Annotated in this window: 16 protein-coding genes; 13 read left to right on the forward strand and 3 right to left on the reverse strand. The window is 62.8% G+C overall.

What is annotated here, in order from left to right; translation table 11 throughout:
* Positions 1-59 precede the first annotated feature (59 nt).
* Positions 60-974: a DUF72 domain-containing protein gene (locus tag ABD833_RS06490; protein ID WP_345071770.1), complete on the reverse strand. Its 915-nt coding sequence runs from the start codon at positions 972-974 to the stop codon at positions 60-62.
* Between the two features lie 427 nt (positions 975-1,401).
* On the opposite strand from ABD833_RS06490, the gene ABD833_RS06495 reads away from it, so the two are divergent.
* The 3 genes from ABD833_RS06495 to ABD833_RS06505 all read left to right on the forward strand — a co-directional run bounded on the left by ABD833_RS06495 (position 1,402) and on the right by ABD833_RS06505 (position 5,406).
* A complete protein-coding gene (locus ABD833_RS06495; protein ID WP_345071771.1) occupies positions 1,402-2,217 on the forward strand; it encodes a septal ring lytic transglycosylase RlpA family protein in 816 nt (271 codons plus the stop codon).
* 332 nt (positions 2,218-2,549) lie between these two features.
* A complete protein-coding gene (locus tag ABD833_RS06500) occupies positions 2,550-4,997 on the forward strand; it encodes a penicillin acylase family protein (RefSeq protein WP_345071772.1) in 2,448 nt (815 codons plus the stop codon).
* 46 nt (positions 4,998-5,043) lie between these two features.
* Positions 5,044-5,406 carry a hypothetical protein gene (locus ABD833_RS06505; RefSeq protein ID WP_345071773.1) on the forward strand — a complete coding sequence of 121 codons (363 nt, stop codon included), beginning with the start codon at positions 5,044-5,046 and terminating at the stop codon, positions 5,404-5,406.
* A 114-nt stretch (positions 5,407-5,520) separates the two neighbouring features.
* Here ABD833_RS06505 and ABD833_RS06510 read toward each other — a convergent pair whose 3' ends face one another.
* A complete protein-coding gene (locus ABD833_RS06510) occupies positions 5,521-6,744 on the reverse strand; it encodes an alpha/beta fold hydrolase (RefSeq protein WP_345071774.1) in 1,224 nt (407 codons plus the stop codon).
* Positions 6,745-6,932: 188 nt separating this feature from the next.
* On the opposite strand from ABD833_RS06510, the gene ABD833_RS06515 reads away from it, so the two are divergent.
* The 5 genes from ABD833_RS06515 (at position 6,933) to ABD833_RS06535 (ending at position 11,228) form a co-directional block, all read left to right on the forward strand.
* Entirely contained in the window at positions 6,933-7,352 is a 420-nt protein-coding gene (locus ABD833_RS06515; RefSeq protein WP_345071775.1) for a BlaI/MecI/CopY family transcriptional regulator, read from the forward strand.
* Complete coding sequence (locus ABD833_RS06520; protein ID WP_345071776.1) at positions 7,321-8,706, forward strand: TonB family protein; 1,386 nt, start codon at positions 7,321-7,323, stop codon at positions 8,704-8,706. The genes ABD833_RS06515 and ABD833_RS06520 overlap by 32 nt, the downstream gene beginning before the upstream one ends.
* 202 nt (positions 8,707-8,908) lie before the next feature.
* A complete protein-coding gene (locus tag ABD833_RS06525) occupies positions 8,909-9,955 on the forward strand; it encodes a hypothetical protein (RefSeq protein WP_345071777.1) in 1,047 nt (348 codons plus the stop codon).
* Positions 9,956-10,087: 132 nt separating this feature from the next.
* A complete protein-coding gene (locus ABD833_RS06530) occupies positions 10,088-10,789 on the forward strand; it encodes a hypothetical protein (RefSeq protein ID WP_345071778.1) in 702 nt (233 codons plus the stop codon).
* Between the two features lie 316 nt (positions 10,790-11,105).
* Entirely contained in the window at positions 11,106-11,228 is a 123-nt protein-coding gene (locus tag ABD833_RS06535; RefSeq protein WP_345071780.1) for a hypothetical protein, read from the forward strand.
* 83 nt (positions 11,229-11,311) lie between these two features.
* On the opposite strand, the gene ABD833_RS06540 is transcribed toward ABD833_RS06535, so the two are convergent.
* On the reverse strand, positions 11,312-13,792 hold the full coding sequence (locus ABD833_RS06540) for a M1 family metallopeptidase (RefSeq protein ID WP_345071782.1): 2,481 nt from the start codon (positions 13,790-13,792) through the stop codon (positions 11,312-11,314).
* 642 nt (positions 13,793-14,434) lie between these two features.
* Between ABD833_RS06540 and ABD833_RS06545 the strand changes: the two genes are divergently transcribed.
* The 5 genes from ABD833_RS06545 to ABD833_RS06565 all read left to right on the forward strand — a co-directional run bounded on the left by ABD833_RS06545 (position 14,435) and on the right by ABD833_RS06565 (position 20,804).
* Positions 14,435-15,742: an AAA family ATPase gene (locus ABD833_RS06545; protein WP_345071783.1), complete on the forward strand. Its 1,308-nt coding sequence runs from the start codon at positions 14,435-14,437 to the stop codon at positions 15,740-15,742.
* 199 nt (positions 15,743-15,941) lie between these two features.
* Complete coding sequence (locus ABD833_RS06550; RefSeq protein ID WP_345071784.1) at positions 15,942-16,973, forward strand: 5-methylcytosine restriction system specificity protein McrC; 1,032 nt, start codon at positions 15,942-15,944, stop codon at positions 16,971-16,973.
* Between the two features lie 135 nt (positions 16,974-17,108).
* A complete protein-coding gene (locus ABD833_RS06555) occupies positions 17,109-18,755 on the forward strand; it encodes a TldD/PmbA family protein (protein WP_345071785.1) in 1,647 nt (548 codons plus the stop codon).
* A 222-nt stretch (positions 18,756-18,977) separates the two neighbouring features.
* Positions 18,978-19,343, forward strand: coding sequence for a four helix bundle protein (locus ABD833_RS06560; protein ID WP_345071787.1), 366 nt, complete (start codon positions 18,978-18,980; stop codon positions 19,341-19,343).
* Positions 19,344-19,484: 141 nt separating this feature from the next.
* On the forward strand, positions 19,485-20,804 hold the full coding sequence (locus ABD833_RS06565; protein ID WP_345071788.1) for a TldD/PmbA family protein: 1,320 nt from the start codon (positions 19,485-19,487) through the stop codon (positions 20,802-20,804).
* Positions 20,805-20,821 lie beyond the last annotated feature (17 nt).

A 20,821-nucleotide genomic window follows, 5' to 3' on the forward strand; every position in this document is an offset into this window, starting at 1 on the left:
TCCCAGATTCAGATTTCCCGGAAGCAGGCCTGACGCTGGAACTTCCCAAGCTGCTCCGGCTAAAATAAGCTCCCCTGCACGGACTGGGGAATAATGCGGGGCGGCGGCACGTCCAGACCAGTCAAGGCTCGTAATTTTTCCAGGAAATACTGCGTCCAGAGCGGGGAATGCCTGATATCCTTCTGGTGGATGAAGATGTAGGCCGTTTGCAAACCCCCGCTGATCCACTGCGCCAGCCGCTCGGCCCAGGCATCGGCCCGGCGGTAGTCGCTGCCGACGAGGCCGTGGCCGTTGAAGCGCAGAAAAGCGGTGGGCGTGGTCAGGCGTAGGTGCAGCACGTCGCGGCGGCCGGCCACGTCGGTTAGTACCAGCGTTTTGCCCAATGCTTCGAGCAGGGCAAAAACCGCGTCGCGCAGGCCGGCATCCGCAAACCAGGCCGGGTGGCGCAGCTCCACGGCCAGCGGTACGTAAGCGGGGAAGTCGAGCAGGTAGCGCTCCAGACGCGGCAGGTGCTCCGGCCCGAACGTGGGGGGCAGCTGCAGAAAAGCCGGGCCCAGTTTTTCTCCCAGCTCGCTAATGGCCCGGCAGAAGGTCGTTGTCAGCTCATCGGCATTGTAGAGGGCCCGCTCATGGCTGATGCTTTGGGGCATCTTGGGGCAGAAGCGGAAACCCGCCGGCACCGCGTCGCGCCACTTGCGCACGGTGGGCGCCTCCGGAATCCGGTAGTGGGTGGTGTTGAGCTCGATGCTGTTGAACTGCCGGGCGTAGTGGTGCAGGTAGTCGGCATCCCTGATACCCGCGGGGAAATAAGTCCCCAGCCACGCTTTATTCGTCCAGATCGGACACCCTATATAGACAGCGGGCGGGGTGCCGGACAGAGACGGCGCCCGGGCCAGCACGGCCGCCGTTTCGGGGTGGTCCGCGGGCAGGCAAAAGTCAACGTAGCGCAGATCGGAAAGGCGGCCAAAATCCATGGCGTAAAGCTAGCCCCGGATTTGCTTGGATTCTGCGGATTGCCCGGATTTTGCGGAGGGGCCGCAACGGGTTGCGGGGTCGGTCTTTCCCCGCGGGGCCGCAACCGATTTTGCAGTCCGGCTATAGCTAAATCCCGCAACTTTTGCAACCCCTCCCCGGACATAGCTCGACCAGGAATGCCAAAATTTTTTATCCGGCGGATAGTCTTATTTCCCGGACCGCCGGAACAGGCCCTTTCCATAATACAAAATATGCCTTCACCAAACACAATCAGCTATTTATTCCAAATTAAACCAATAAAATTAGTGCAAGTTTTCTCGAAAAAGATCAATTTTCAGCCATTGTCTTCTGCGTATAGTATTGACTTTCGACAGGTTGTTGATTTCGTGCTTCTAGATTTACTCCGTTCACCACCCTTGTAATCGGATGAAATTCTTACTGCTACGCCTTCCCGTTTTCAGCTTGGTGCTGGCTCTGTCTTTCCCGCTGTTTGCGGCCCCCGCTACCCGGGCCAGGACCGGCGACGACGGCAAAAAAACTACTGCCGCTTCCCGCGCCACCGTGCTGCGCGGACGGGCCTCGTGGTACGGCCGGGAGCACCAGGGAATGCGGACCAGCAACGGCGAGCGGTTCGACCGGTTCAAGTACACCTGCGCCCACAAGACCCTGCCCTTCGGCACCCGGCTGCGCGTGACGAACCCCGGCAACGGCAAATCCGTCGTCGTGCGGGTGTCTGACCGCGGCCCGTTCCGCCACCAGCGCATTCTGGATTTGTCGGAAGTAGCGGCCCGCCCGCTGGACATTGTGCGCCGCGGCGCCGTATCGGTAGTGGCCGAAATCGTGCCTGCCACCACGCCCCTGGGCCCTACGGCGGCGCCCGCTGATCTGGCGGCCCTGGCCACCGACTCCGCCACAACCACCCTGGCCGTAGCCACCCTCACCGACATCGTAGCCGGTGCTACCGAAGCCGCCGACGTGGTGGTAGTACCCGCGCCGGCGCCCACCTTCGTGGTGCAGGCCGGCACGTTTGGCAACCCGCTCAACGCCCAGACCATTCAAAGCAAGATTCAGGCGCTGGATAAAAGTCTGACCGTAACCGTAGCCCAGAGCGAGCTGAACGGCCAGCCCCTGACCCGCGTCATCGTCGGGCAGTACGCCGACCGCGCCGAGGCCGAATTGGTGCGCCGCCGGCTGATGCAGTGGGGCATTGCCGGCATGGTCCGGCAGGCCGAGAACCTGTAATCATGAGCAATTATCAATGAACAATTATCAATGAGCAATTATCGATGCGGTTCAACGACTCATTGGTAATTGCTCATTGATAATTGTTCATTAGTAACTGCTGTTACGCAGGCAACTTTGGCAACTGGCTTTTCAGGTTGTTTCTCGTTGCTGGTTGCTCGTTTCTGGTTGAATGGGCGCCCAAAAAACGGCCAACCAGAAACAAGAAATCGAGTGCGTAACATCAGTTAGTAATTGTTCATTGATAATTGCTCATTGATAATTGATAACTGCAGCAGGGTTGCTTGGGCGGGAAACTTCCCCCATCTTCCCGGCTCGATTAACTCGGCTTCATGCGGCAGTGGATTAAAGCTATTCTGGCCACGGCCCTGGCCCTGGTGCTTACCTGGGTACTCAACACGAAAAACGGCGACCTGCCGCCGTTTGGCAAGTTCCTCAGCCCGTTCCGGGGCTTCTGGCAGAACGACGCGGCCAACGATTTTCCCGCCGCCCGCACCCTCACGCTGCCGGGCCTGCAGGCCCCGGTGCAGGTGCGCTACGACGACCGGCACGTACCGCACATCTTCGCGCAGAACGACCACGACCTGTATTACGCCCAGGGCTACCTCACGGCCCAGGACCGGCTCTGGCAGATGGATTTCGTGGCCCACGTGGCCGGCGGGCGGCTGGCTGAAATCGTGGGGCCGGCGCGGCTGGAAACCGACCGGTTTTTCCGGCGCATGGGCCTCGGGTTCGGAGCCCAAAAGTCGCTGGCCACGGCCATGGCCAACCCCGTGACGCGGATGGTGCTGACTTCCTACGCCGAGGGCGTGAATGCCTACATCGGCACGCTCACGCCGCAAACCCTGCCCTTCGAGTACAAGCTGCTCGACTACGCCCCCGAGCCCTGGGCGCCGCTCAAAAGCGCCCTTATTCTGAAGTACATGGCCTTCGACCTCAGCGGCCGCTCCGACGACCTGCGGATGAGCAACGCCCTGGGTAAGTACGGCGCGGCCGTTATCAAGGACCTGTTTCCCGACTATCCGCAGCGCGAAGACCCGATTGTGCCCGTGGGCACGGCCCTGGACTTCCAGCCGGTACCGATACCGATACCCGCCGCGCCGCCGGCGTTTCTGGCGGCCATGTCGGACCAGGTGCCGCAGCGCGAGCCGGATCCGGAGCTGGGCTCCAACAACTTCGCCGTGAGCGGGGCGAAGTCGGCGTCGGGCTATCCGCTGCTGGCCAACGACCCGCATCTGCAGCTCAACCTGCCCAGCATCTGGTATCAGGTGCAGCTGGCCGCGCCCGGCGTGAACGTGTACGGCGTCTCGATTCCGGGCGCCCCGTTTGCCATCATCGGCTTCAACGAAAACGTAGCCTGGGGCGTGACCAACGTGGCGGCCGACGTGATGGACTGGTACCAGCTGAAGTTCAAAGATGCCGCCATGCGCGAGTACTGGCACGACGGCCGCTGGAAGCCGGTACGCCGGGTAGTGGAGCGCATCGGGGTACGCGGCCAGCCCGACCGGCTCGACACGGTGCTCTACACCCACCACGGCCCCATCGTGTACGACCACGACGAGAAGCCGTTTTTGCCGCAGACGCCCATCCGCCACGCCATGCGCTGGACGGCCCACGACGCGGCCAACGAGTACCAGACCTTCTACCGCCTCAACCGGGCCCGCAACTACGCCGACTACACGGCGGCGCTGGAAACCTACGGCGCCCCGGCCCAGAACTTCATCTTCGCTGATCAGCAAAAAAACGTGGCCATCTGGCCCAACGGCCATTTCCCGCTGAAGTGGAAGAATCAGGGCAAGTTTATTCTCGATGGCACCGACCCGGCCTACGACTGGCAGGGCTGGATTCCGGCCGCCCAGAATCCGCACGTGAAGAACCCGGCGCGGGGCTTCGTCAGCTCCGCCAACCAGTCTTCCACCGGACCGGACTACCCGTATTACCTGAACTGGAACTTCGGCAGCTGGGAGCGGGGTCACCGCATCAACGAACGGCTGGCCCGCATGACCCGCGCTACGCCCGACAGCCTGCGGGAGCTGCAGAACGACAACTTCGGCGTGAATGCCCAGCTGATGTTGCCGCGGCTGCTGGCCCTGGTCAGTCCGGCGAACCTCAGCCCAGCTCAGCGCCAGGCCTACGCGGCGCTGGGACGCTGGAACTACGCGTATACCGCCGACGCCATCGGGCCCGGCATCTTCGAGCTGTGGTACAATACCCTGGTGAAGCGCCTCTGGGACGATGACTTCGGCGCCGCGGCCCAGGCCGGCGAAATGCGGCACCCGCCCCGGGACCGGACCAACACGCTTATTCTCTCGGAGCCGGCTTCTCCCTGGATTGATGACAAGCGCACCCCGGCCCGGGAAACCCTGGAAACGCTGGCCCTGCAGTCCTTACAGTTTGCGGCCGACTCCCTGCAGCGCAAGTTTGGGGCGCTGGGCCCTGAATGGCGCTGGGCCCACCAGAAAAGCACCGACATTCTGCACATGGCGCAGCTGCCCGGCTTTGGCCGGATGGACCTGAACGTGGGTGGTGGCGCGGGCATCGTGAATGCTACCTCGGAGCGCAACGGCCCCTCGTGGCGGATGGTGGTGGCGCTGGGGCCGCAGGTACGCGGCTACGGCGTGTTTCCCGGCGGGCAAAGCGGCAACCCCGGCTCGGCTTACTACGACGACATGATAGACACCTGGAGCGCGGGCGAGCTGGACGAGCTGGTGTTTCTGCGCAGTCCGGACCAGAAACACGTTCGGGTGCAGGCCGCCTGGATCCTGCAAACCCAGCAGTAGCGGGCCCCTGCCGCCGCCCCCATCCTCAATCCTGAATCAGCCTGATATGCGCCTTTTCCTCGTTATTCTGCTGGTAGCCGCCGGAGCCCAGCTCTTGCTGCCCTGGTGGAGTATTACCCCCGTTGCCTTCCTGGCCGGAGCCACTCTGGGCCGTCCGGGCGGACGCGTCTTTCTGGCGGGCTTCGCGGGCATCGGGCTGGGGTGGCTGTTGCTGGCGTCGTGGCAGCAGGTGCAGGGTGCCGGCCGCCTGAGCCACCGGGTAGCGCAGCTGCTGCCCCTGGGTGGGCAGGGCTGGCTGCTGGTGCTGGTTACGGCGCTTATCGGCGGGCTGGTGGGTGGCTTGGCGGCCCTGGCGGGCTACTGGCTGCGTCAGGCGGCCCGGCCGCTGGCTGCTCCGGCACCCCGCTAAGCATCGTAGGCAGCGGCATTCCGGGGGCAACAAAAAAGCCGTGCCCTTGCCGGGATAGGCAAAGGCACGGCTCAAAAAGACGATACTATCGTTACGACTTGCTGAACCCCAGGCTTAGCGATACTGCGAGATGAAGGCGTAGGCCTGCAGGGTGTATTCCGTGACCGAAGAGAAGTGGTTGCCGCCCGCAATCGGCCGCAGCTCTACCTGGGTTGCCCCCCGGAGATGCATGGCATTATAGGCATCCTTGGAGTTGAAAAACGGCACGTAATCATCGGCCGTGCCGTGGAACAGGGCCAGGGGCGCTTTGGGCCGCCAGTCGTGAATATCATTGGCGCGGAAAGCGGCCAGCATCGCCTGGTCGGTACGATTCAGGATGCCTTGCTGGAATGCGGGCGTGAACAACAGCGCGGCGCGGTCCGGCACCGCACTGTACAGATCAGCCTGCAGCTGCGTGGCCCAGGGCTGATTGTAGTAGTACGCAAACGGCCGGTTGATGCCGTATACCCGGTTGTAGGTGTCGAGCACCCAGACGTAGGTGCTCAGAAAGCTGAGCGGCTTATCCACCTTGAGAATATAGTCGGCGAAGGCCGACTTGTGGTAGGCCCCCGCGCCCGGCGCACTGGCCGTGACGGGAAACTCAGCGGAGTACTGCTCCTCCATCAGCTTGTGCAAAGCCATGGTAGCGAAGCCGCCTTCGGAATAGCCCAGCAGAAAGTGCTTCTGATTGAGCGTCACCTGCTGCTGACCGGCAAATTCCCGGGCGGCCCGCAGCATGTCCAGCGAGGCCGAAGCCAGGGAAGCCGCCTGCTCGTAGGGGTGCGGAAATGCCTTGGAAGCCCCGTAGCCAATATAATCGGGGGCCGATACCATGTAGCCCGTCGAAGCCAGCACCGATACGACCGACCAGACCTCACTGCCGGAACGGTAGTACGAGGGCGCCCGCCCTTCCTCGTCGGGCCGGATGGTGCCGTGCTGGTAGCTGAGCACCGGCAGCGCCTGCCCCGTACCCACTGGCACCAGCAGCGCCCCGGACGCCATGATGAATTGGCCGTCGGTGTTGCGGGTCCGGTACGTGAGCCGGTACACCCGGATCGGGTAGCGCACCAGCGCCCCGGCAATGGGAACTTCCGGAATCCGGGCGGCCAGCTCACTGGCCGGATACTCCCCGATAAGAGTGCTGCTGACCAGGTAGGCATCCGGGGCAGTAGCCCCTTCCCCGGCCAGACGCGGCATAGCAGCCTCCTTGGAGCAGCCGGTGAAAGATGCCGTAGCCAGGCCGGCCCATACCAGAAAGACGAAACGCGCCAGGCGCTTATTAAGGTGGTTCACTAGCACGTTGAAGGGAAGGCAGTGGATTAGTACTCTCACAACACCCATCCCGATAAAAGATTTCCTGAGCGGCTCACCCAATGTAAAATATCCGGGACCAGCAATCCGGCTTAACTACGATTTCTCCTAATACCTAAAAATACAGTTGTATAACTAAAAATTTAGTTATACATTTAATTCATCAACCCCTCCCTATGGAATCCTTCCCCGAACTCACCAAAGCCGAAGAGCAGGTGATGCAGGTACTCTGGCAGCGCGGCCCGTCTTTCGTGAAGGACGTACTGGCCGAAATGCCCGGCCCGCCGCCCGCCTACAACACCGTCTCGACCATCATCCGCATCCTGGAGCAAAAGGGGTTCGTGGGCCACGAGGCCTTCGGGCGTACCCACCGCTACTTTCCGCTGGTGGCCCAGGATGCCTACCGCCGCTTCTCGCTCAGCAAGCTGCTGGGCGGCTATTTCGGGGGATCGTTCAGCCGGCTCGTGTCATTTTTCGCCAAGGAAGAAGACCTGGATGCCGCCCAGCTGGAAAAGCTGCTCCACCTCGCCCAACAGGACCTCCCCAAACCTACTCCCGACGCCGATGCTAACCCCGACCCTCCCCACGCTGCTTAACTGGTGGTGGCAAAGCTGCCTGATTCTGGGCACCGGCTGGCTGCTGTACCAGCTGGCGCTGCGCGCCGAGCCCAACTTCCGCTACAACCGGCAGTTTCTGCGCCTCACGCCGCTGCTGGCTTTGCTGCTGCCGCCCCTGCTCACGCTTACCACGCCCTGGCTGCAAGTCTGGCTGCGAGCCTGGCTGCCGGCGCGCGAATCAGCTCCGGCGCTGCTGCGGCCCGGCGTGCTGCTACCAGCCGTGACGGCCGGCGGCGAGGGCACCAACTCTTTCGATACGCTGCCCTGGCTGCTGGGGCTCTACGCAGTGGGCGCCCTGCTGATACTGGGGCGGCTCAGTTGGCAGCTGTTCAGCCTGTGGCAGCGCACCCGCCAGCTGCCGGGCGAGGCGGGTCCCGGCTACGAGCTGGTGCGCACGGCCGGGCAGCTGCCCATCAGCTCGTTTGGCCACCGGGTGTTCTGGGACGAAACCGCGCCGCTGACCGCCGCCGAAGCCCGGCTGGTGCTGGCCCACGAGGCCGCCCACGTGGTGCAGCACCACTCCCGCGACCGGCTCGGGCTGGAGCTGCTGCGGAGCGTGCTGTGGCTGAACCCCTTCGTTCACCTCTACCCCCGCGCCCTGGAGCTGACTCACGAGTATCTGGCCGATGAAGCCGCGCTGGGCACCGCGCCGGCCCCGGAAGCCGCCTCGGCCTACGGGGCGCTGCTGGCCCGGCTCACGCTGCAGCGTTTCTCGCTTGACTTGCCCCTGGTTCATTCTTTCACTTATTCCCAAACCCTTAACCGCATTGCCATGCTGACACCCTCCCACCCGGCCCGGCGCTGGAAACAATGGCTGCCGCTACCGGCCGCCGCGGCCCTGCTGCTGACCCTGGCCGCCTGCACCGACCTCGACCAGATCGGCCCACCACCCCCGCCGCCCCCCCCACCACCCGCGCTGATGCCACCGCCGCCGCCGCCACCGCCTGCCCTGACTAAATTCAGTCAGGAGAAGGTATACGACCAGGTAGACCAGATGCCCGTGTACCCCGGGGGCCAGACCCGGCTGCTCAACGACCTTGTGGCCAACCTGAAATACCCGGCCGAAGCCAGGGCGGCAAATCTGGGTGGCAGGGTCTTTATCGAGTTCGTCGTCAATGCCGAGGGGAACATCAGCGTTATCGACTTCAAAAAGCGCGTTAGTGCCCCGGCGGGACAGGAGGCGCTGGCCGAACAGCTCAACCAAGCAGCCATCCAGGCCGTGGCGAAGCTGACGGCTACCCCCTGGAAGCCGGGCCGCCAGAACGGGAAAGCCGTATCCGTCCGATATATCGTTCCCCTGACCTTCGCTCCCACCGCCGCGCCGGCTCCGTAAGTTTGGTCGCCCGGCCACTTGCCGCGCGGCTAAGTCGCCAAAGCCTGATTTGTCCGTTTTGACGGCTGAATCAGGCTTTTTCGCATCGCAATAACTCGGGCAAACCCTTTTTCAAGCTTTTACAAACGTGGCGCCCGCCGGTTTTTCGCGGCAAAAAGGCGTAACTTGCTGACCGGTCTTGCTTTCACCCTTTCTCTTTTCAGTGGCTTTTTCCTCCTCCTCCTCCACCCGCTTCGCGGCGCCTTTCGTTTCGGCGCTGGGCCTGATTTTCTCCCTTTCCCTGGCTGGCTGCGGCACCCGCACCGACGGCGAAACGGCCGACACCAAAACCACGGCCGAAGCCACTACGCCCGCCGCCCCGGTGGTCGTCGACAGCGTTAAGCTGCGGGCCATGGCCATGCAGCGCGACTCGCTTAAGGCCGACTCCATCGTGAAGAAAAGCGGGCAGCTGCCGGGCGCCATTCTGCCGGGTCACCGCATTATTGCCTTCTATGGCAATATCCGCTCGAAGGGTATGGGCATTCTGGGTCGGGAGCCCAAGGAGCAGATGTTCCGCAAGTTTGAGAAAGTGCTGGCCGAGTGGCAGGCCGCCGACCCGTCTATTCCGGTGCAGGCCGCCCTCCACAATGTGACCATCACGGCCCAGGGTACGCCGGGCAAAGACGGCAAATGGCGGCTGATGAATTCCAAGGCCACCATCGAGGAAGTTATCCGCTGGGGCCGCGAGCACAACTGCATCGTCTTCCTCGACGTGCAGGTGGGCCACAGCACCCTCCAGGCCGAGCTGCCCAAGCTCGAACCCTACCTCAAGCAGCCCGATATCCACCTCGGCATCGACCCCGAGTTCTCGCTGGCGACCATGCCCGGCGTGCGCCCCAACCAGAAAATCGGCACTTTCGACGCCAAGGACGTGAACTTCGCGGTGAATTTCCTGGCCCGTATCGTGAGCGAAAACAACCTGCCGCCCAAGGTGCTCACCGTCCACCGCTTCACCCGGAAGATGGTTACGAACTACAAAAACATCAAGCTCGACCCGCGGGTGCAGATTGTGATGCACATGGACGGCCACGGCGAGCCGACCTTGAAAAAGGATTCGTATCACGACTACATCCAGACCGAGCCCGTGCAGTACACCGGCTTCAAGCTGTTCTACGAGTACGACGCCCGGCCCAAGCCCCACCACATCATGACGCCCACCGAGGTGCTCACCCAGCTTACGCCCAAGCCGCTGTACATCCAGTACCAGTAGGCTTTGCCACTGATTTTCAAAAGGCCTTCAGCGTGCTGAAGGCCTTTTTTTATGCCCCTTAATCCCCGAAAACACCTTGTCTCGGCTGGGAAATTCCGGCTGGTTTTGTGCAAACTATCCTTTCCGGATTCTATGCTTCTACCCCTACTCCGCTATTCTTTGCTGGCCGCCGGCCTGCTACTTTCCCCTTCCTTACTGGCCCAGGTGCCCGCGGGAGAAGCCCCGCCGGCTCCGCCCAGAAACCTGCTCAAAATCGCGCCCCTGGGCTGGGTGCACGGGCAGCTGCCGTTCAGCACCGAGTCGCGCATCAGCTACGAGCAGGTACTGGGCGGGCGCAGCAGCCTCGGCGTCAGCGGCTCCTACCTGGGCACCAATTACCCGTTCAGCTTTATCGGCAGCTTTGCCCTGAGCACCGCCATCAGCTCGGCCATCACGCTCTCGGGCCACCCGGCCGCAGTGTGGACCGACGCCAAAGTGCGCACCAGGGGCTACCGCTACCAGCTACAGTACCGGTATTACCTCACCCGCAAGCGGCAGGCGCCGGAAGGGCTATACCTCGGCCCCAACGTTTCCTACGCCCAGGCCGACTACCGCGTCAGCTTCCCGGATTTTAACACCAGCTTCCTTATCACCCAGAAAAACACGAATTACAACCTGCTCATCGGCTACCAGACCGTGCTGGGCCGGCACCTGGTAATCGACGTTTTCACCGGCCTGGACCGCCGCGACAAAGACACCCGGATCTACGACCGGAACGGCAGCCACCTAACGACCATGCCCAAGGGCACCAAAGCCAAGATTTCCTCGGGCCTGAACCTGGGCTGGGCTTTTTAGCTCCGCTTCCGGAGTATGCTGCAAACGGAAAAATGGCCCCGCAGGATTCTGCCGGGCCATTTTTGGTGAGTGATAAGGCGGCCCCCACGGCGCCGCCGTGCTGCTCGACATCAACCCCAAAACCCTGGAAGCCCGCAGGAAAAAGCTGGGTATCCGCCGCACGGTGGGGCCGGAGGCCTGATGCCACGGAAGTCAGGGCGCTATGCTGCTCGCGCAGTGGTTTGCGAAAAGGAAGTAGGGTGCGACGAGGATATGTCAACGCGCGGCCGGACCCCTGCGTACAACTGGCATCCATCCACCTCCAATTCCCTGTACCATGGCTCAGCCCACCACCACGCCCAAACACACCGACCCTGCTACCAAGAACAAGGAGAAGCAGAACGAGGAAACCATCAAGGACAAGCCCGACGGCAAAAACAAGACGACGCAGAAAAAGTAAGCGGCTTGCCCGCCCACGAAAAAGGCCGTTCCGACTCACGTCAGAACGGCCTTTTTCGTGGGCTGAAGTGAAAAGCAGAACGCTTATTTCGCGGCCTGAATTTCGGCAATGGCCTTGTCGGCCACGGCCTGGTTGACGGCGGCGTTGGCGCTACCGGCCTGCTTTTTCACCGCTTCCTGCATCATCGCAATGGTCGGCTGATCGACACCGTAGCGCTTGTACTGGATGGCCAGCGCCTTGAGGCGGTCAACGTCCTCGGCAAAGGCTTTCGGATCTTCGAGGCGGGCCAGCATGGTGCCCATGCCTTCGAAGTAGTTGAACTTGCCCTGCCCGCCGGCGGCGTCGAACTGGCTGCGCACGTACTCCCACTGGGGCAGGCCCCCGTTTTTGCCGTAGACTCCGGCTACCGCAGCACTCAGGCCGGGCTGATCGGTGGTTTCCAGCGCCTTGGCTTTGGTCAGCGCGGCGGCGGAGTTCACCGCGGCCAACGACTGCAGCGCGGCCGCCTGCACCACGTACGACGGGCTGTTGGCCAGCTGCTGGGTGAAGAGCTTCTCATCGCGCTTTTCTTCCGTCTTGGCCAGGGCCGTCAGCACCATCGCCAGGGCGTGCGGGTCTTTCTCGCTGGCGGCCAGCTTGCGCAGGGCGGGCAGGGCGGCTTTGGCCACGGCCTTGTCGTCGAGCTTGAGCCGCTCAACGGCCACCATGCGCAGGTTGTTGAATTTGTCGTTCAGGCCGCTTTGCAGCAGCTTGAGGGCGGCGGGGTCGGTTTTCTGCTTGGCGTCGGCGGCCAGCAAGGCCTCGCGCCGGGCCACGTAGAGCGGGGCATTTTTGTACTGGTAGGCAAACTCGGCCATCGACTTGTTGTCGGTTGCCTGCCATACCAGCGTCTTCTCGGCATCCACGTCCACCAGGTCGGGCTTGGCGGCCAGGGCCATGGTGAAGGTCTGGCTGGCTTCGGTCATCATCACGCGCTGACGCTGGGGCTTGCCGTTCACGTAGTAGTCGATGGCGAAGGGCAGCTGGAAGGGCTGGCCCGGCTGGTTCTGCTTCACCGTCACGGACTGCACTTTCTTGGCCGCATCCCAGGCGTAGTCGATGCTCACCACCGGGTGGCCGGTGCCGTAGTACCACTGGTTGTAGAACCAGTTCAGGTCTTTGCCCGATATGGCTTCCATGGCCAGGCGCTGCTGGTGGGCTTCGCCGTTGCCGAGGGCATTATCCTTCAGGTATTTCTGCAGGCCGGCGAAGAATACGTCGTCGCCGAGGTAGGTGCGCAGCATGTCCAGGATAGCGCCGCCCTTCTGGTAGCTCACCAGGTCGAACATTTCCTCCTTATCGCCATAGTTGAAGCGCACGAGGTTCTTCTGCGCGTCGGGGGCGCTGCGCAGGTAGTTGCGCAGGTTGCGGTGGTTGTGCGAGTCGCCGGCATCGGCGCCGTACTTGTGCTCGGCGTAGAGGCCTTCCGAGAAGTCGGCCATGCTCTCATTCACCGTCAGGTTGCTCCAGCTTTCGGCCGTTACGTAGTCGCCGAACCACTGGTGAAACAGCTCGTGGGCAATAACGGACTCGTTCTGGTATTCGCGGTCCACCAGCTGCTTGTCGGTCATCTGCACGAATTCGCCGTGCAGGGTGGCCGAGGTGTTTTCCATGGCGCCGCTCACGTAGTCGCGCACCACAATCTGGGAATACTTATTCCACGGGTACTCCACGCCCAGGCGGTTGGAGAAGAACTCCAGCATGTCGGGCGTGTTGCCGAAAATCTGCTTGGCGAAGGGCGCGTACTTGGGTTCGAGGTAGTAGCTTACCTCTTTGCCGCGCCAGGTTTCCTTATGGATTTTGAAGTCGCCCACGGCCATCATGAACAGGTAGGGCGCGTGGGGCATTTCCATTTTCCAGGTGTCGGTGCGCAGGCCGGCGCCGGCGGGCTTCTGCGAGTCGAGGCGGCCGTTGCTCAGCGTCACGTACTTGCTGGGCACCGTCATGCTGATTTCGGAGGTCGTCTTCTGGTTGGGCCGGTCGATGGTCGGGAACCAGGCCGAGGAGGCTTCCGTCTCGCCCTGGGTCCAGATCTGTACCGGCTTGCCTTTCTCAGTGCTGTCGGGGTTGATGAAGTACAGACCCTTGGCGTCGGAAATGGCCGCGCTGCCCTGCACTTTCAGCTCGTCGGGCTTGGCCGTATACTCGATGTAGACGGTGTAGGCTTCCCCCGGCTTCATGGCCCGGCCCAGGCTGATGCGCAGGTTGTTCTGGTCGGCGTAGTCATACTTCAGCGGCTGCAGCTGCTCGCCGTTGACCAACGAAACGGCTTTGATGTCCATGCCCTTGGCATCGAGGCGCAGCGAATCGGTGGCGTAGGCGTGGGGCTTCAGCGTGACCCACTCCTTGCCGTAGAGGTAGCGCCTGGCGTAGTCGAAGCGCACGTCGAGCTTGGTGTGGACCAGGTCGTTGACCTTGGTAGCCGAGGCCCGGTAGATTTTCAGGGCCGGGTTAGCGGGCGGGGCCTGCTGGGCCACGGCGGCCGTGCTTAACAGGCAGACGGCCGCGGTAAGGAGTTTGTTCATGCGGGAAAGAAGAAATGGGAGAACGAAGTGGGGAAGTCAAAGGAGGTTGCCGGGTCCGGCCCGGCACGGGTAACAGATGCGGGCAATGCCCCCATAGCTGCCTGAAGACGGATTAAATGTAGGCGGATATTCCCAGCCCTTGGTCCGGATCGGGCGGATGCAGGAATTTTATGTTCTGGCGAAATCGGTGCGGGAAGCGCTGGATCAGGAATACCGTCACAAACATATATATCGGTACTATGCAAAGCAAGGTACTTGCAGGATTTTATTTTTTCTTTTACAGTCCACTACCCGGATGATGGAGAGCTTCGCTTGGGCGAAAGAGTTGCCGGAGCCGGAAAACGGGGCGTAACCCAGCCGTGGTGCCACGACTTTTTCCAGTCGTGGTACCACTATCGTTGCACGACTCCGCCGTGGTACCACTACGTTGCACGACTGTCGTTTCCACCTCAGCAACGATAGTGGTGCCACGACTGCCGTTTCCACCTCAGCAACGATAGTGGTACCACGACTGTCGTTTCCACCTCAGCAACGATAGTGGTACCACGACTGGAAAAAGTCGTGGCACCACTCCAGCCGGTTATTTTCAGCTCCGGCCTCTTTATTGCGCGCCGCACTGGTTTTGCGTGTACTTTTAACCGAATGCCGGCCTCCCTCCTCGACCCTTCCCAGCTCACCCGCGAACAGGTGCTGCGGGCCCTGCGCCACCTCGACCGTACGGCCCTGGCCATTCCCGCCAGTACCGTCTACGACCTCGTATACCGGGGCCGGCGCTACCCGCCGCGGGCCGTGGCGCAGCAGGCCTGGCGGCTGGCTACCAACCAGCCCGACGCCGCCTGGCCGCTGCCCGCCGGCGCCCCCACCAACCAGGTGCTGGAGCGCCTCGATTTCACCATTGCTACCAAGCGGCCCACGCTGGCCAGCTCGCCCATGCTCGACGGCGACGTGGCGGCGCAGGAAGCCATGCAGGACCTGTATACCAGCCCGGCCCGCCCCGGGGCGGCCGCTACTGCCACCCGACCCGCCCCGGCCCCCGCCGCTCAGGAACCCGCCGCTAACTATACCCCGGCTTCGCAGCCCTACTCCCTTGCCCGGGCCCGGCAGGAGCTGTTTATCCCGGATCAGGCCCTGGACGAAGCGCGGGCCGCGCTGCACCGGCGCCGCAACCTGATTCTGCAGGGGCCGCCCGGCACGGGTAAGACGTTTCTGGCCCGCCGCCTGGCCTGGCTGGAGCTGGGGGCCACCGATACCGCCCGGGTAGAGCTGGTGCAGTTTCACCCCAGCTATAGCTACGAGGATTTTATCCAGGGCTTCCGCCCCGATGCCCACGGCGCCTTTCACCTTACTGATGGGGTGCTGCCGGAGCTCTGCCGGAAAGCCCTGAATGACCCGGGCCAGCCGTATTTTCTGCTGATCGACGAAATAAACCGGGGCAACGTGAGCCGGATTTTCGGGGAGCTGCTGCTATTGCTCGAAGCCGACAAGCGCGGCCCCGCCCACGCCGTGCGCCTGCCCTACGCCCCCGCCGGCGCCCCGCGCTTTTTCGTGCCCGAAAACCTCTTCGTTATCGGCACCATGAACACTGCCGACCGGTCGTTGGCGCCGCTGGACTACGCCCTGCGCCGCCGCTTTGCCTTTGTGCGGCTGGAGCCGGAGTTTGGGCCCGCGCTGCGGCAGTTTCTGGCGGACAAAGGTGTGCCCGAACCGGTTATCAGCCGCCTGACCGCCCGCCTCACGGAGCTAAACCAGACTATTGCCGACGACCCGGAGCTGGGCCCGGACTTTCAGGTGGGCCACAGCTACTTCTGCCAACCCCCATCCGAACCAGCCGCGGCGCAAGCATGGCTCACGCTGATTCTGGAGCAGGAAATCGGGCCCCTGCTGGACGAGTACTGGCTCGACCAGCCGGCCAAAGCCGCCGCCCAGCGCCAGAAGCTGCGGCGCACCTGAAACCCTGCCGGCCACAGCTAACGAGTGGAAGGCCATACAAGGGAACCGTCCGCAAAATCCGTGAAATTCCACGCAACCGGCAACTGACACCTGGCAACCGGCAACTGAAAACTGACACCTGGCAACTGGCAACCGGCAACTGGCAACCGGCAACCGGCAACTGAAAACAAGTGAGCCATCCTTAAAATCCGCTTGATCCGTGGTCCCGATTCAGAACCTGTATTACCTGCTCTGCTACGCCTGGAACCGCCTGCCGGAACCGGACGCGCTGCTGACGACGGAAGCTACGGCGTTTCACCGGCCCCTGGAGCTGCTGGCCCACGTGCTGGCCACGGGGACGCGGCGGCTGTTGCGGCAGGGGCTGGAAAATGCTTATTCGGAACGGCAGGAAGACCTGGGCGAGCTGCGCGGCCGCCTGCTGCTGGCCCCCAGCCTGAGCCGCGACCTGCTGCGCCGGGGCCGGGCCGTATGCCGCTACGACGAGCTGGGCCCGGCCACGCCCTTCAACCGTCTGCTGCTCGGTACCCTGCTGCACCTCGGCGCCGTCCGCCGGCTGCCCGCCCCGTTGCGCCACGACATCCGGATCCTGCGCCGCCGCTTTCCGGCTACGGTTGAGCCCACTCCACTTTCCCTGTCGGCATTGCGGATGGTACGCCGGCAGCGGCGGTCGGGGCTGGAGGCTTTTCTGCTGAACGTAGTGGAGCTGATTCACCGCAGCGCCCTGCCCGAAGCCACTGCCACCGGCCGCGCCCGGTTCCGCGACTTCCGCCGCGACGAGCGGCTCATGGCCCAGCTGTTCGAGGCCTTCGTGCGCAACTTCTACCGGCTGGAGCAGCACCGCTTCCGGGTGCGGTCCGAAACCATTGCCTGGCAGGCCGCCGCCGATTCCGCCGCCGACCTAGCCCTGCTGCCGGCCATGATAACGGACACCACGCTGGAAGCCCCCGACCGCAAAATCATCCTCGACACCAAGTACTACGCCGCCGCCCTGCGCCCGCGCTACGACCAGCAGAAGCTCATTTCGCCCCACCTCTACCAGCTTTACGCCTACCTGCAGAATCAGCCCGTGGCTCCCGGGCAGGCGCTGGAAGGCATTCTGCTCTACCCCGCGGCGGCCCAGGCCGTGGATCTGCGCTACACCCTCGGCGGCCACCCCGTGCGCATCGTTACCATCGACCTGGCCCAGCCCTGGCCGGCTATTGCGGCCGATCTGCTGGGGTTGGTAGAGTAGATTAGGGAAAGGCGCGGCGCCCCCCCAGCTTCATTGCATGCAGCCCCGATCCGGGGTCTGCGTCCATGCAGTTGAATTCCCCGGATTTCTGCCTAAACTGCTTCTCACTTCTTCTACTTACCAAACTCCTACCCCTTGAAAAGACGCGACTTTGTAGGGCTTTCCAGCTTAGCGGCCGGGGCTCTGTTTCTGCCCAGTTTCCCGGGCTTCGGCGGCACGCTGGTTGACCCGGCCCGCCTGCTCGAAACGGTGGACCCGGCCCTGAAAAAGCGGCTGGCCGACGCCGCCCTGAACGCCGCCAAATCGGCCGGGGCCACCTATGCCGACGTGCGCATCGGGCGCTACCTCAATCAGAGCATCTTCACCCGCGAAAAGCAGGTGCAGAACATTGCCTCCGGCGAAAGCTACGGCGCGGGCGTCCGGGTGCTGGCCAACGGCAACTGGGGCTTCGCCGCCACCAATACCGTGACCGAAGCCGGCCTGGCCAAAGCCGCCCAGCTGGCGGTAGCTATTGCCAAGGCCAACGCCAAAGTGCAGAAGGGCCAGGTGAACCTCGCGCCCCAGAAAGGCTACGGCGAGGTAACCTGGAAAACCCCGATTCAGCAGAATGCCTTCGAGGTGCCTATTGCCCAGAAGGTCGAGCTGCTGCTGGCGGCCAACGCCAAGGCGCTCGACAACGGCGCCAGCTTCGTCAACTCCTCCCTCTTCCAGATCAACGAGCAGAAGTACTTCGCCAGCACCGACGGCTCCTATATCGACCAGGACGTGCACCGCATCTGGCCTACCTTCGGCGTGACGGCCGTGGATCGCGCCAGCGGCAAGTTCCGCACCCGCGAGGCGCTCAGCTCACCCATGGGTCTGGGCTACGAATACATGACCCCGAAAGCGGCCGACAAAATCGCCGGCCCCTCGGGCACCGGGCTGGTGGGCTACAAGAACAGCTACGACATGCTGGAAGATGCCACCCTGGCCGCCCAGCAAGCCAAAGCCAAGCTCACGGCCAGGTCGGTGACGGCGGGCAAGTACGACATCGTGCTCGACCCCAACCACCTGGGCCTGACAATCCACGAAAGCATCGGCCACGCCACGGAGCTCGACCGCGTGCTGGGCTACGAAGCCAACTACGCCGGCACCTCCTTCGCCACGCTGGAGTGGAAAGCCAAAAAGCAGCCCTACGGCTCGAAGCTGGTCAACATTGTGGCCGACAAAACCCAGGCCGGCTCGCTGGGCGCCGTGGGCTACGACGACGAAGGGGTGAAAACCGGCAAGTGGGACCTTATCAAGGACGGGCTGCTGGTGGACTACCAGAAAACCCGCGACCAGGCCGCCATGGTGGGCCAGGACCACTCCGATGGCTGCTGCTACGCCCAGTCGTGGCAGGATGTGCAGTTTCAGCGCATGGCCAACGTGAGCCTGGAACCCGGCAAGCAGAAGATGAGCGTCGACGACATGATCAGGAACGTGGACAAGGGCATCTACATCGCCGGCCGCGGCTCCTACTCCATCGACCAGCAGCGCTACAACTTCCAGTTTGGCGGCACGGTGTACTACGCCATCGAGAAAGGCAAGATTGCCGGCATGCTCGAAGACGTGGCCTACCAGGCCAACACCCAGGAGTTCTGGAACAGCTGCGCGGCCATCTGCGACGAGTCGGACTACCGCATGTTCGGCTCCTTCTTCGACGGCAAGGGCCAGCCCAGCCAGGTATCGGCCGTGAGCCACGGTTCCAGCACCACGCGCTTCAACGGCGTCAACATCATCAACACGGCCCGGAAGGTTTAATGTGCTAATGTGGGTAATGTGGGTAATGTGCTCGGGTGCTAATGTGCTCGGGTGCTAATGTGCTCGGGTGCTCAATTGCTCGGGTGCTAATGTGCTCAATTGCTCGGGTGCTGATGTGCTCAATTGCTCGGGTTCTAATGCGCTTGGAGTGAGGCATGACGGCTGAATTTAAAGGCCGCGGGCCATTGGCAACGTTTCTCTAACCAAATCATCCTGGCGTCGATGCTGCCACCTGCCGATAATCCGATTGTGCGCATTTCCTTTGATTTTTCGCTTCGGGTGCTGGCTTACGTGGAAGAGCTGGAACAGGTGCGTCGCTACGTCATTGCGCAGCAGCTGTTGCGCAGCGGTACATCCATTGGAGCCAATGTGCGCGAAGCCCAACACGCTGAAAGCCGGGCTGACTTCGTGCACAAATGCAAGATTGCCGCGAAAGAAGCCGCCGAAACAGAATATTGGCTGCTTCTCTGCCAGCACGCGCCCAGCTACCCAACACCACCAGCGGATATGCTGGCTACGCTGCTGGACATTCAACGGCTGCTGTCGCGCATTATAAGCACCAGCAAAGCCAACTCAAAGCCAACCTGACGCACTATAGCGCCCGAATACCTTCTCCCAACCTGCAGCCCATCAACCCATTCCCACATCAGCCCACATCAGCACATCAGCCCATTAACCCACATCAGCACATTCCCACATCAGCACATTCCCACATCAGCACATTAAAAAATGGCAATACTATCTAAAGACGAAGCCCAGAGCATCCTGAAAAAGGTGCTGGGCTTCAGCACGGCCGAGGAGTGCGAGGCAACGCTCAGCGGCCAGACGGGCGGCAACATTCGCTCGGCCCGCAACCTGATCAGCACCAGCGGGGCCGTCGACAACGTGCAGCTGAGCGTGGAAGCGCGGTTTGGCAAGCGCAGCGGCAGCGCCACCTGCAACGAGTTCGACGACGCTACGCTGCGCCGCTGCGTGCAGCGGGCCGAGGAAATTGCCCGCCTGGCCCCCGAAAGCCCCGAATATATGCCTATGCTGGGCCCGCAGCAGTACCTGGACGGCTCCAAAGCCTTCGTGCCGAGCACGGCCGGCATCACCCCCGACTTCCGCGCCCAGCAAACCGCCGCCAGCCTGCAGCACTGCGAAAAGCGCAAGCTCTCCTCGGCCGGCTTCCTGAACGACACGGCGGGCTTCGTGGCCAAGCGCAACAACAAAGGCCTGGAAGCCTACCAGCCCTACACCAGCCTGGAGTATTCCGTTACGGTGCGCACCCCCGACGGCACCGGCTCGGGCTACGCCATGGCCGACTACAACGACGCGGCCAAGCTCGACGCGGGCCGCCTCACCCAGATTGCGGCCGACAAGGCGGCCGGTTCGGTCCAGGCCAAAGCCATTGAGCCCGGCAAGTACACCGTGATTCTGGAGCCGGCGGCGTCGGTCGAGCTGCTGGGCAACATGATGGGCTCGATGGACGTGCGCAGCGCGGACGAAGGCCGCAGCTTTCTGAGCAAAAAGGGCGGCGGCAACAAGAAGGGCGAAAAGCTTTTCGATGAGCGCATCACCATCTACTCCGACCCTACCCATCCGGAAGCCGCCGGCCGTGTTTTTGCGGGCGACGGCCGGCCGCAGAAAAAGGTGGCCTGGGTGGAGAAGGGCGTGGTAAAAAACCTGTACTCGTCCCGGTTCTGGGCCCAGAAAAGCGGGAGTCCGGACATCCCCTCGCCGGACGGCTGGATTATGGAAGGCGGCACCCAGTCGGTGCAGGATATGATCAAGGGCACGGCCAAGGGCATCCTGGTCACGCGCCTGTGGTACATCCGCTCGGTAGATCCGCAGACGCTGCTCTACACCGGCCTGACCCGCGACGGCACCTTCTACATCGAGAACGGCAAGATCAAGCATCCGGTGAAAAACTTCCGCTTCAACGAAAGCCCCATCATCATGCTCAACAACGTGGAAGCCATCGGCAAGCCCCAGCGCGTGGACGGCAATCTGGTGCCCCCGCTCAAAATCCGGGAGTTCACCTTCACCAGCCTCTCCGACGCGGTGTAACTCATCGTGGTTGCTAT

Source organism: Hymenobacter fastidiosus (assembly GCF_039539565.1).
In the GTDB taxonomy this organism is placed as follows: Bacteria; Bacteroidota; Bacteroidia; order Cytophagales; family Hymenobacteraceae; genus Hymenobacter; species Hymenobacter fastidiosus.

Bases quoted from the DNA above. Each gene is read 5' to 3' on its own strand.
- ABD833_RS06490 (WP_345071770.1), bottom strand. From the start codon at position 974: ATGGATTTTGGCCGCCTTTCCGATCTGCGCTACGTTGACTTTTGCCTG.
- ABD833_RS06495 (WP_345071771.1), top strand. From the start codon at position 1,402: ATGAAATTCTTACTGCTACGCCTTCCCGTTTTCAGCTTGGTGCTGGCT.
- ABD833_RS06500 (WP_345071772.1), top strand. From the start codon at position 2,550: ATGCGGCAGTGGATTAAAGCTATTCTGGCCACGGCCCTGGCCCTGGTG.
- ABD833_RS06505 (WP_345071773.1), top strand. From the start codon at position 5,044: ATGCGCCTTTTCCTCGTTATTCTGCTGGTAGCCGCCGGAGCCCAGCTC.
- ABD833_RS06515 (WP_345071775.1), top strand. From the start codon at position 6,933: ATGGAATCCTTCCCCGAACTCACCAAAGCCGAAGAGCAGGTGATGCAG.
- ABD833_RS06520 (WP_345071776.1), top strand. From the start codon at position 7,321: ATGCTAACCCCGACCCTCCCCACGCTGCTTAACTGGTGGTGGCAAAGC.
- ABD833_RS06530 (WP_345071778.1), top strand. From the start codon at position 10,088: ATGCTTCTACCCCTACTCCGCTATTCTTTGCTGGCCGCCGGCCTGCTA.
- ABD833_RS06535 (WP_345071780.1), top strand. From the start codon at position 11,106: ATGGCTCAGCCCACCACCACGCCCAAACACACCGACCCTGCTACCAAG.
- ABD833_RS06540 (WP_345071782.1), bottom strand. From the start codon at position 13,792: ATGAACAAACTCCTTACCGCGGCCGTCTGCCTGTTAAGCACGGCCGCC.
- ABD833_RS06545 (WP_345071783.1), top strand. From the start codon at position 14,435: ATGCCGGCCTCCCTCCTCGACCCTTCCCAGCTCACCCGCGAACAGGTG.
- ABD833_RS06560 (WP_345071787.1), top strand. From the start codon at position 18,978: ATGCTGCCACCTGCCGATAATCCGATTGTGCGCATTTCCTTTGATTTT.
- ABD833_RS06565 (WP_345071788.1), top strand. From the start codon at position 19,485: ATGGCAATACTATCTAAAGACGAAGCCCAGAGCATCCTGAAAAAGGTG.